The organism is Crossiella sp. CA198 (assembly GCF_052078295.1).
Taxonomy (GTDB): Bacteria; Actinomycetota; Actinomycetes; order Mycobacteriales; family Pseudonocardiaceae; genus Crossiella.
The window spans coordinates 59,959-70,118 of the sequence record NZ_JBQJIM010000040.1 but is presented as its reverse complement, the minus strand read 5'-3'; the positions used below and the strand labels follow the sequence as shown (position 1 = coordinate 70,118).

At 69.9% G+C, this 10,160-nt stretch carries 10 protein-coding genes; 5 read left to right on the top strand and 5 right to left on the bottom strand.

Annotation, left to right across the window (positions count from 1 at the left end; all coding sequences use genetic code 11):
- Positions 1 to 137 precede the first annotated feature (137 nt).
- From ACTOWY_RS41250 to ACTOWY_RS41240, 3 genes are read right to left on the bottom strand one after another with little or no spacing between them, the layout of a single operon-like run.
- Positions 138 to 653, bottom strand: a complete 516-nt coding sequence (locus tag ACTOWY_RS41250) for a nuclear transport factor 2 family protein (protein ID WP_441315028.1) — start codon at positions 651 to 653, stop codon at positions 138 to 140.
- Positions 650 to 2,023, bottom strand: coding sequence for a DHA2 family efflux MFS transporter permease subunit (locus ACTOWY_RS41245; protein ID WP_441315027.1), 1,374 nt, complete (start codon positions 2,021 to 2,023; stop codon positions 650 to 652). Before ACTOWY_RS41245 ends, ACTOWY_RS41250 begins: the two co-directional genes overlap by 4 nt.
- A gap of 5 nt (positions 2,024 to 2,028) precedes the next feature.
- Positions 2,029 to 2,613 carry an NADPH-dependent FMN reductase gene (locus ACTOWY_RS41240; protein ID WP_441315026.1) on the bottom strand — a complete coding sequence of 195 codons (585 nt, stop codon included), beginning with the start codon at positions 2,611 to 2,613 and terminating at the stop codon, positions 2,029 to 2,031.
- A 102-nt stretch (positions 2,614 to 2,715) separates the two neighbouring features.
- On the opposite strand from ACTOWY_RS41240, the gene ACTOWY_RS41235 reads away from it, so the two are divergent.
- Genes ACTOWY_RS41235 through ACTOWY_RS41225 form a run of 3 tightly spaced genes read left to right on the top strand, consistent with a single transcriptional unit; the run spans position 2,716 to position 4,918 of the window.
- A complete protein-coding gene (locus tag ACTOWY_RS41235; RefSeq protein WP_441315025.1) occupies positions 2,716 to 3,363 on the top strand; it encodes a TetR/AcrR family transcriptional regulator C-terminal domain-containing protein in 648 nt (215 codons plus the stop codon).
- The gene (locus ACTOWY_RS41230; RefSeq protein ID WP_441315024.1) at positions 3,360 to 4,328 is read left to right on the top strand and encodes a contact-dependent growth inhibition system immunity protein; all 969 of its coding nucleotides are present in this window, start codon (positions 3,360 to 3,362) and stop codon (positions 4,326 to 4,328) included. The genes ACTOWY_RS41235 and ACTOWY_RS41230 overlap by 4 nt, the downstream gene beginning before the upstream one ends.
- Complete coding sequence (locus tag ACTOWY_RS41225) at positions 4,325 to 4,918, top strand: DUF7711 family protein (RefSeq protein WP_441315023.1); 594 nt, start codon at positions 4,325 to 4,327, stop codon at positions 4,916 to 4,918. The genes ACTOWY_RS41230 and ACTOWY_RS41225 overlap by 4 nt, the downstream gene beginning before the upstream one ends.
- Before the next feature lie 22 nt (positions 4,919 to 4,940).
- On the opposite strand, the gene ACTOWY_RS41220 is transcribed toward ACTOWY_RS41225, so the two are convergent.
- On the bottom strand, positions 4,941 to 6,374 hold the full coding sequence (locus ACTOWY_RS41220) for an ATP-binding protein (RefSeq protein ID WP_441315022.1): 1,434 nt from the start codon (positions 6,372 to 6,374) through the stop codon (positions 4,941 to 4,943).
- 100 nt (positions 6,375 to 6,474) lie between these two features.
- Between ACTOWY_RS41220 and ACTOWY_RS41215 the strand changes: the two genes are divergently transcribed.
- Entirely contained in the window at positions 6,475 to 7,014 is a 540-nt protein-coding gene (locus tag ACTOWY_RS41215) for a hypothetical protein (RefSeq protein ID WP_441315021.1), read from the top strand.
- Here ACTOWY_RS41215 and ACTOWY_RS41210 read toward each other — a convergent pair whose 3' ends face one another.
- Positions 7,015 to 7,803: a TetR/AcrR family transcriptional regulator gene (locus tag ACTOWY_RS41210; protein ID WP_441315020.1), complete on the bottom strand. Its 789-nt coding sequence runs from the start codon at positions 7,801 to 7,803 to the stop codon at positions 7,015 to 7,017.
- 121 nt (positions 7,804 to 7,924) lie between these two features.
- On the opposite strand from ACTOWY_RS41210, the gene ACTOWY_RS41205 reads away from it, so the two are divergent.
- On the top strand, positions 7,925 to 10,159 hold the full coding sequence (locus tag ACTOWY_RS41205) for an ATP-binding cassette domain-containing protein (protein ID WP_441315019.1): 2,235 nt from the start codon (positions 7,925 to 7,927) through the stop codon (positions 10,157 to 10,159).
- The last annotated feature ends 1 nt before the right edge of the window (position 10,160 follow it).

Here is a 10,160-nt window from a genome sequence, read left to right as displayed (position 1 = left end):
ACCAAGAAGCACCTTATCCGCTGCCTCAAGCGCTATCTGGCCCGAGAGATCTATCCCCGGTTGATGGCCGACCTGGCCGACATGCAGGCCCTGCAGACGACTTGACAACCATAGGAGCATCACGATGTGAGTGGGTGCTAGACCCGAAGGCGGCCCAGGATCTCGGCTGCCTCCTCGGTCACCAGTGGTGGTTTGCCCTGCTTCCAGGTCACGTGCAGCTCGACCCGGCGGAACCGCCAGCCGTCCGCGGTGCGCACCGCCTCGGCCTGGTACCAGCCGCCGGTCACGAATCGCTCGCCGGGCGGATCCGCGCGGACCTGCTGGGTGGTGTCCAGGTGCAGGTGCGTGTGCACCGCGTCCCAGCGCACCGTGGCGGTGTCGCCGTCCACCTCGACCAGGTGGTTGCCCGCCAGGTGCTGGGTGGGGCCGAACAGGTTCATCGTCACGGTCTGCACCTCGGCCATGTCGGCCAGGCCGCGGAACGAACCGACCGGGTAGTGCACCTCGATGTCCGGGGCGAAGGTCCGCGCGGCCCAGCGGGCGTCGAAGCCGCGCTCGTCCAGGGACCGGAAGAACCGGCTGACCAGGTCGGTGATCTCGGCCCGGTCGGTCAGCGCGCGGATTTCCCGGCGCAGCAAGGCGATCTCGGTCATGGCTGCCTCCTCGGCAACATCAGCGCGGGCAGCAGCGCGCACGCCACCAGGCCCGCGACCAGCAGGTAGGTCTGTTGAATGGCCGTGCCCGGCGCGCTCGCGGCCAGATTGGCGGTCAGCACCACCGAGAGCACCGCGGTGCCCGAGGCCGAGGCCAGCGCACTGACCAGGCCCAGCACCGCGCTACCGGCCGCGGTCCGGTCCGGCGGCAGGGTGCGGGTGGCCGCGGTCATCGTCGGCATCATGGTGCCGCCACCGCCGACCCCGATCAGCGTCACCGCGATCAGCAGTCCCCAGTACGGCCCGTCCATGGCAAGTTGCGCGGCGAAGGCCAGCATTCCGGTCACCCCAACGGCGATGCCGGTCAGCACGATCCGGCCCGGCGGGAACCGGTCCACCAGCCGCCCGGCCACCTGCATGATCAGTCCGGAGCCGAGGGCGGCGGGGATGATCAGCAGTCCGGCCGCGGTGGCGCTCTCGCCGCGGGCGAGCTGGAAGTACAGCGGCATCAGGAACATCGAGCCGAAGTAGCCGCTGGCGTAGAGTGCGAGCGTGCCCACCCCGGCCGCGAACACCCGGTCCCGGAACAGTCCGAGGTCGATCAGCGGGTCGCGGATCACCTTGGCGCGCATCAGGAATCCGCCCACCAGCGCCAGTCCGGCCACGATCGCGAGCAGCGTCCACGCGGTGAAGTCGCCGTGCTCGCCGCCGACGGTCACCCCGTACAGCACCAGGGCCAGGCCGGGGGAGAGCATCAGCAGGCCGGGCAGGTCCAGCCGGCGCGGGGTGAGCGCGTCATCCGGTGGGAACAGCCGCAGTGCCAGCAGGACCACGGCCGCGCCGATGGGCAGGTTGAGGAAGAACATCCAGCGCCAGGACACCTCGTCCACCAGCCAGCCACCCAGCACCGGACCGGACAACGGTCCAATGAGGACACCCAGCCCCATGGTGCTCATCGCCTTGCCCAGCTCGCCGGGCGCGGCCGCGCGGGCCAGGATGGTCATGCTGACCGGCATGATCATCCCGCCGCCCAGCCCTTGCAGCACCCGGAAACCGATCAGTGAGCCGATGTCCCAGGCCGCCCCGGCCAGCACCGAACCGAGCAGGAACACCCCGACCGCGGCCAGGTAGACCCGGCGCGCGCCGAAGCGGCCGACCGCCCAGGCGGTGACCGGGATGACCGCGGCCAGCGCCAGGGTGTACCCGGTGACCACCCAGCCGACCGTGGCCAGCGGGGCGCCGAACTCGGTGGCGAGGTGCTTGAGCGCCACGTTCACGATGGTCATGTCCAGCCCGGTGAGCACCCCGCCGAGCACCAGCACGAGCGCGATGACCTGCGCCCGCGACCGCGGAATCGTTTGTGTCGTCATGGTTCTCACGCGCTGTACGGGAGTTCGGCGCGGGCGGTGCGCAGCGCGCGACCCCACCAGGCGAGCTGGTCCAGCATGAGCTTCGCCGCGCTGGCACAGCCCTCCTGGTCGCGGTGGTTGGCCTCGGCGTCGAAGTCGGTCCACGGGCTGTGGAAGCTCACCCCGTCCCGGATGGTCACCGCGTGCAGCTCGGCGAAGACCGGGCGCAGGTGCTCGACCGCGCGCAGCCCGCCGCCGAGTCCGCCGTAGGAGACGAAGCCGACCGGTTTGGCCCGCCACTGGGTGTAGTGCCAGTCGATCAGGTTCTTCAGCGCGGCCGGGTAGCTGTGGTTGTACTCCGGCGTCAGCACCACGTACGCGTCAGCGCGTTCCAATAACCCGGTGACCGGCGCGAGTATGGCACTGTCCTCAGTGGACAGATCGCCGCCGAGGATCACCGGCAGTGGCGTCTCGGCCAGGTCGAGGATCTCGATCTCCAGGCCGGGGTGCTGCCCGGCCTGGAGATCGAACCAGCGCGCCACGGTCGAGCCGAACCGGCCCTGCCGGGTGCTGGCGACGATCACGGCCACGCGCAACGGAGTGTTCGACATGATGACTCCCCCAAGGATGTCCGGTCAGGTATCGTCGCCAAAGTTACAACGATCGTGGCAACAAGTACAACGCTCATTGTAAGAAACTTCTGGAGGAGTGGTGTGAGCAGCGGAAACAGCGGTCGCAAGGGGCTGGCCGAGAAGCGGCAGGCGATCATCGACGGCGCTCGGACGGTGTTCGCGCGGGACGGCTACACCCGGGCGAGCATCGACACCATCGCCAAGGAGGCCGAGGTCTCCAGCCGCACCATCTACAACCACTTCGCGGACAAGAAGGACCTGTTCCGCACGATCATCCTGGAGAGCGCGGCCCAGGTCCGTGAGGTCCTGTTCGCCGATATGGCCCGGCACCTGGACAAGATCCTGGACCTGGAGGCCGATCTGCTCGCCTTCGCGCTGGATTTCACCGCCCCGATGCGCGCCTTCAACGGCCATTTCGCCCTGGTCCGGCACATCCAGGCGGAGATCGGCCACTTCCCGCCGGACCTGCTGGAAGCCTGGCGGGACACCGGCCCGCGCCCGGTCGCCGCCGAACTCGCCCGCCGCCTGGCCGGGCTGGGCGAGCGCGGTCTGCTGGCCATCGAGGACCCGCAGCGCGCCGCGGTGCACTTCACCCAGCTCGCCGCGGGCGAGGTCCAGGCCAGCACGATCTACGGCGCGCTGCCGATCAGTGAGCAGGAACTGGTGGCCAGTGTGAGCGCGGGCGTCCAGGTCTTCCTGCGTGCCTACCGACCGGTCGGTGGGCAGTGAATCTGACCGACCTGGAACAGGACGACTGGGGTCCGCCGCCGCCGGACACCACCCGGCTGATCACCCGCTGCCACGAGTTGCGCCAGGTCCCCCTGGACCAGCTCGCCCCCGCCGACCTGCGGCTGCTGATCGGCCAGCGCCTCAGCCTGCCGCACCTGATTCCGCTCGCCCTGGCGGAGTTGCGCGCCAATCCGCTGACCGAGTCCACCTTCTACCCCGGCGACCTGCTGCACGCCGTGCTCCGCGCCGGGGTGCCGCACTGGGCCGAGCACCCGGACCAGCACGCCGAGGTCGCCGCGCTGGTGCGCGCGGGGGAGTGGCCGCCGGAGCTGGCCACCGCGATCATGGACTTCCACCGCCGCGGCATCCTGATCGACGTCGGTGGCGTGCTGGCCACCGAGAACTGGGACGACCTTGCCGCCCGTTTCACCCCCGAGCTGACCACCGCGGAGCTGCTGGCCGCGGTCTTCGGCGGCAACGACGACACCGTGCTCATCGGCCGCACCTCCGAAGACAAGTGGTGGCAGCTCATCGGCGACCGCCTCGGCCTGCGCGCCAAACCCCTGGCCGCCCTGCGCGCCGCCGCCGACGAGGTCAGCTGGAACCACCGCCTGCTCACCGCGCTGGCCGACCTGCGGAGCCCGCGCACCCGGATCGTCATCCTCAGCAACGCCTGGCCCAGCGCCCGCCGCCGTCTCAACCGCTCCGGCCACCGCGCCACCTTCGACGGCGTGGTGCTCTCCGCCGAGGCCGGCGTGGCCAAGCCCGACCCGCGCAGCTACCAGACCGCGTTGCGCACCCTCGCCCTGCCCGCGCACCAGACCCTGTTCGTCGACGACACCCCCGGCCACCTCGCGGCAGCCCGCGATCAGGGGATCGCCGGTCACCTGCACACCGGCACCACGGCCACCATCGCCGCCCTCACCCGGTTCGTCACCGCCGGATCAGGCAGGATGGCGCCGTGAAACGGAACCGCGCGGCGCACCACCTGGAAACCCTGGCGCAGACCTGCGCCGGGCTGATCGAGAACCCCAACCCGATCAGCCCGTTGCGCGTGCGCGCACTGTGGGCGGCCGGGGAGATCCTGGACCCGGCCGCCGAGCCGGAACTGATCACCGTCGCACTGGTCGTTGACCTGCCCCCGGCCGAGGTGCCCTGGCGCGGCGAACCCACCGGCGCGCAGCACTGGGCCAACCTGACCCGCCTGTCCCGCAACCCGTTCCTGCCGCTGTGGCGCTCCGCGCGGGCCCCGGTGTGGAACCACCACATCGTCCGCCCGGCGCTGATCTGGTCCGCCGAGACCGGCATCGCCGAGCACACCCTGGCCGCCCTCGCCGAGGGCGACATCGAATCGGTCCGCGCCGAAGCTCCGTCCACAGTGGACTACCAGGCCAGGGTGGCCGAGGAACTGGAGATCAGCCACGCCGCGCTGAGTGCCGCTAGCGAGACCTACGAGGCCCGCCGCTGGTCACCCGGCAAGCTGGAACCGTACGCGGACACCCTGTTCCGGGCGGGCAAGGGCTACCTGGAACTGCTCGCCGCCAGCCAGGACTGAGCCCCGACCTGTCGGTTGGGGGTCACCACGCGGTGAGCAGGTCTTCGGGAGTGAGGTGGGTGACGCCTTCGGCGGTGCAGCCACTGCGGGCGACCGCGAACAGCGGGGTGTCCTCGTCCGCGCCGGGGAGCTGGGCACGGTGGACGATCAGGCGGGCGAGGTCGCGGTGGTCAAAGGGCTTGTCCTCTCGCCACTTGATCGACCCGACGAGAGTGATCTTCTTGGCGATGGGGGATCGGTCGGCGCCGACGAGGTCGATTTCCGGGTCGTTGGTACGGGTCCAGTAGCCGCCGATGGCGTTGGTGCTCTCGGGTAGCCGCACATCGATCAGGCGCCACAGGCTTTCGCGGAGCACTGGTTCGACGGCCCTGCCGCGCCAGGACGTCCAGCTGGCCCGGATGGTCTCCAGGACCCGGTCGCCGCGACCGCGTTCGACGACCGGGATGCCGGGACCGATGAAGGAAAGCCAGAACCGCAGGTAGGGATCGTCGATCCGGTACCGGGTCTCGCGGCTGGGCCGGGTCGACAGCGGCAGTTCGGCGGCAACCAGGCGGCGGCCGGTGAGCAGGTCCAGGGAGCGAGTCACCGAACCGGGGTTGAGCCCGCCCGCGGCCCGGCCGATCAGGGTGAAGGTGCGTTCACCGTGGCCGATGGCGCCGAGGACGGTGCGGGCCTGCGTCTCGGTCGGGAACTCGGCTGTCAGGGTGCGCTCCCCGCTCACCAGCAGGGCCGAGGTCGGCCTGCGCAGCGCGAGGTCCAGGTAATCCCAGAGGCCCGCGCCTCGCGGCCATTCCTCCAGGATCAGCGGGAGCCCGCCACTGACCAGGTAGGCGTCGAAGGCGTCAGCGGCGGGCAGCTCCAGCATGAGCGCGACGTCCGCCGGGGTCAGCGGCGGCACGACCAGCTCGGTGCCACGCTGGTAGAAGGGTCGCCCGTAGGTGTTGAGCTGCTCCATCATGGCGATGTCGGAGCCGATCAGCACCAGCAGGACCGGCAACTTGGACAGCGTCCGGTCGAATGCCTTCTGCAGCGCGCCTTCGAAGGTCGGGTCCTCGCGCGCGAGGTAGGGCATCTCGTCCAGGACGACGATGCTGGGCGCGTCGGTGGGAAGCGCGGTGGCGAGCAGGCTCAGGGCGGCGTCCCAGCTTCGCGGGGCTGCGAAGTCGGCGAAGCGGCCAGCCTCCGGGAGGCTGGAACGGGCTACCTCCGCGGTGAAGCCCGCCAGATCCTCTTCCCGGGAACCCCCGACCGCGGTGAAGAAGACGTGCGCGAGCCCGGAACGCTCCACGAACTCCTCGACCAGCCGGGACTTGCCCACCCGCCGGCGCCCCCGGATCAATACCGCGCGCCCCGGTCGTCCACTGCGCCCACCAGTCCTGACCGGCTCCAGTAGATCCGTCAGGAGGCCGAGTTCGCGCCGTCGCCCAATGAACCCGTTCACGGCACCCACCTCCATAGGGTTGTGTAAGAGACTTGCATGCAGGATACTTTCACCAATGCAAGCATAGCAAGTGCAGCCGGAAGATCGCCGCACGAGCCGGGACTAAGCTGGCCCGGTGCCCGACTTCGACCGCGCTGACGCCGTTGCCGACGCCCAGGGCGAGCAGGTGATCATCTGGCATGTGCAGACCGGCCTGGATGACGGGATGCCCCGGCTGACCGGCGCCTGGGTGGTCGACCGGGCCGAACCGGACAAGATCGCCGCGCTGCTGGAACGCCGCCGCTGCCTGATCACCCTGGCGGCGGCGAAGGCGTTGGCGGAGCTGGACATCAGCCCGGGTCAGCGGATCGACCCGGCCGCCACCATCGCCGGTATCGCGGCCGAACGCGACGCGCTGCAGGCGGTCTACGACGCACTGCCCGCCCCGCACACCTTCGTCGCGCCGATCTGGCCCGAGCTGCCCGAGGCGCTGGATCCGGCCGACCCGCCCACCAGCACCGCGGTGCCGCCGACCCAGATCGCGCACGCGGTGGCCCGCTGGCTGGCCGGGGTCGCCGACACCTGGGAGAAGATCGAGCGTGAGCGGATCACCCGGAAGTACCTGAGCGAATCGGACGGCCGGGACCGCCGCCTCACCCCGTTCGCGGTGCGGTAGCTACAACCCCGCCTGGACCCGCCGCGCCGCCACCCCGTCCAGCAGCACCGCCAGCCCGACCTCGAAGCTCTTGCGCGCCTCCCACTCCAGGTACGGCTGATCACCCTGGTCATCCGGCGGTGGCGTCTGGTCCAGCTTGCCCAGCAGCGGGAACCGCTCCCGGAAGTCCGGCGCCACCGTGCCCAGCTGCGCCGAGCGCGCGTACCACCAGTCGTCCTCCGACACCCCGGTCACCGCCAGGGACTGCCGTGATTCCGCACCCGGTTGCGCCGCCCCGCGCACGTACTGGGCCAGCGCCCCGGCCAGCCGTCGCACCGTCTCGGTGTCCAGGCCGGTGGCGAAGAGTAGCCGCAGCATCGTCTCCATCACGGTGAACTCGCCCGGCCCGAGCACCGGCCGCGCCTGGGACACCTGCAACACCCACGGATGCCGCAGGTAGAAGTCCCAGGTGTCCTCCGCCCACGCGGTGATCGCCGCCCGCCAGCCCGCGGTCAGGTCGTATTCGGTTGGCAGTTCGGTGAGCACCCGGTCATACATCAGATCGAGCAGTTCGTTCTTGTTCGGCACATAGGTGTAGAGCGCCATGGCGGTGCGTCCGAGACGCTGGCCGACCGCGCGCATGGACAGCGCGGCCATGCCCTCGGCATCGGCCACCTCGATCGCCGCGGTGACCACGCCTGCCAGGTCCAGCCCCTGCTTCGGGCCGGGTTTGGGCAGGTCAGCCGATGTTCCCTGCCAGAGCAGCGCCATCGACCGGGCTGCGTCGCCCTGGGCCGCGTAGACCACCAACTTGCAACTCCTTACGCCATAAAGTACCGTCTCCCGGCCAACACTTTACAGCCTAAAGATCGATGGGGGTCAAGTGGCACTGCCTTCGGATGGTCGTCGTCTCGCTGCCGACAGTCACGATGTGATCGAGGTCAGAGGTGCGCGGGAGAACAACCTGGCCGATATCTCGGTCGACATTCCGAAGCGTCGGCTCACCGTCTTCACCGGGGTGTCCGGCTCTGGCAAGTCCTCGCTGGTCTTCGGCACCATCGCGGCCGAGTCCCAGCGGATGATCAACGAGACCTACAGCGCGTTCCTGCAGTCCTTCATGCCTGCCCTGGGCCGCCCGGACGTCGACTCGCTGCGCAACCTGAGCGCGGCGATCGTGGTCGACCAGGAACGCATGGGCGCCAACGCCCGTTCCACCGTCGGCACCGCCACCGACGCGCACACCATGCTGCGCATCATGTTCAGCCGCCTGGGCCAGCCGCACGCTGGCACCTCCGGCGCGTTCAGCTTCAACCTGCCCGAGGGCATGTGCCCGGAGTGCGAGGGCCTGGGCCGGGCCACCGCGATCGACGTCGAAGCCCTGGTCGACCGGGAGAAGTCGCTCAACGAGGGCGCGATCACCGTGCCCCAGTTCGCGGTGGACTCCTGGTACTGGAAGCTGCTGGCCCTGTCCGGACTGGTCGACCCGGACGTCAAGCTCAAGGACTACACCGAGCAGCAGTGGCAGGACTTCCTGTACAAGCCGGCGACCAAGATGAAGATCGCCGGGATGAACACCAGCTACGAGGGTCTCGTGGTCAAGGTGCAGCGGGTGTACCTGGCCAAGGACCGGGAGGCGATGCAGCCGCACATCCGGTCCTTTGTGGACCGTGCGGTCGCCTTCACCACCTGTCCCTCCTGTCAGGGCGCGCGGCTGAACCAGGCCGCGCTGGCCTCGCTGGTCAACGGCAGGAACATCGCCGAGTGCTCGGCCATGCAGATCACCGACCTGGCCGCGTTCCTGCGGGCCATCGAGGAACCCTCGGTGGCGCCGATGCTGGCCGGGCTGCTGGAGACGCTGGACTCGATGATCGGCATCGGGCTGGGCTACCTGAGCCTGGACCGGGAGTCCGGCACCCTTTCCGGCGGTGAGGCACAGCGGGTGAAGATGGTGCGGCACCTGGGTTCCAGCCTCACCGACATCACCTACGTCTTCGACGAGCCCACCGTTGGCCTGCACCCGCACGATATCGCCCGGATGAACGAGCTGCTGTTGCTGTTGCGGGACAAGGGCAACACCGTGCTGGTGGTGGAGCACAAGCCCGAGGTCATCCAGATCGCCGACCACATCGTCGATCTCGGCCCTCGGGCCGGTTCCGGCGGCGGTCAGATCTGCTACACCGGCGACCTGGCCGGACTGCGTGCCTCCGACACCCTCACCGGCAGGCACCTGGACCACCGCGCCCAGCTCCGGGACGTGATCCGGGAACCCCGCGGGCAGCTCACCATCAGCGGCGCGAACCTGCACAACCTGCGCGATGTCACCGTGGACGTGCCGCTGGGGGTGCTCACGGTGGTCACCGGGGTGGCGGGCTCCGGCAAAAGTTCGCTGATCCACGGTTCACTGTCCACAAGGGAGGGTGTCCGGATCGTCGACCAGGCCCCGATCCGCGGGTCCCGGCGCAGCAACCCGGCAACCTACACGGGTCTGCTGGACTCGATCCGGACCGCCTTCGCCAAGGCCAACGGGGTCAAGGCGGCCCTGTTCAGCGCCAACTCCGAGGGTGCCTGCCCGCACTGCAAGGGCCTTGGCCTGGTCTACACCGATCTGGCCATGATGGCCGGGGTGGCCTCGGTCTGCGAGCAGTGCGATGGCCGCCGGTTCACCCCGGAGGTGCTCACCTACACCTTGCGCGGCAAGAACATCAGCGAGGTGCTGGCCATGCCGGTGACCGAGGCGCGGGACTTCTTCGCCACCGGCGCGGCGCACACCATCCTGCACCGCATGCACGAGGTCGGCCTGGGCTACCTCGGCCTCGGCCAGCCGCTGACCACGCTCTCCGGCGGTGAGCGGCAGCGGCTCAAACTGGCCATCCACATGGGCGAGGGCGCGGCCACCTACGTGCTCGACGAGCCCACCACCGGCCTGCACCTGGCCGATGTGGACAAGCTGCTGGGCCTGCTGGACCGATTGGTGGACAACGGGAACACCGTGGTGGTGATCGAGCACCACCAGGCCGTGATGGCGCACGCGGACTGGATCATCGACCTGGGGCCGGGCGCCGGGCACGACGGTGGGCAGGTGGTCTTCACCGGCACCCCGGCCGAGCTGGTCAAGAACGCCGACACGCTGACCGCCCGGCACCTCCGCGAGTACGTGGGGGTCTGAG